The sequence below is a fragment of the Pseudomonas sp. IT-196MI5 genome, from assembly GCF_949767415.1.
Taxonomy (GTDB): domain Bacteria; phylum Pseudomonadota; class Gammaproteobacteria; order Pseudomonadales; family Pseudomonadaceae; genus Aquipseudomonas.
Genome location: NZ_CATKPZ010000063.1, coordinates 1 through 488, shown reverse-complemented (window position 1 = coordinate 488; position 488 = coordinate 1). Strand labels below are relative to the sequence as shown.

General features: G+C 65.0%; 1 protein-coding gene. It reads left to right on the top strand.

The annotated features are described in order from the left end of the window. Nucleotides 1–488, top strand: a 488-nt coding sequence (locus ACM6IK_RS24300) for an NAD(P)(+) transhydrogenase (Re/Si-specific) subunit beta (RefSeq protein WP_414876360.1), incomplete at both ends; no start/stop codon positions are given.

Sequence of the window (488 nt, the reverse complement as noted above, 5' to 3'; positions counted from 1 at the left end):
GCCGGTTCGCTGGTGGGCTCAAGCGGTGCGATCCTCTCGTACATCATGTGCAAGGCGATGAACCGTTCGTTCTTCAACGTCCTGCTCGGTGGCTTCGGCAATACCGCGGAGGCCGCCGGCCCGGCGGGTGCGAAAGAAGCCCGTCCGGTGAAATCCGGTTCGGCCGACGACGCGACCTTCCTGCTGACCAACGCCGACACCGTGATCATCGTACCGGGCTACGGCCTGGCGGTGGCACGGGCACAGCATGCGCTGAAGGAACTGACCGAGAAGCTGACCCATCGCGGCGTGACCGTGAAGTACGCGATCCACCCGGTGGCCGGTCGCATGCCCGGGCACATGAACGTGTTGCTGGCCGAGGCCGAAGTGCCTTACGACCAGGTGTTCGAGATGGACGACATCAACTCCGAGTTCGGCCAGGCCGACGTGGTGCTGGTGCTGGGCGCCAACGACGTGGTCAACCCGGCGGCGAAGAACGACCCGAAATC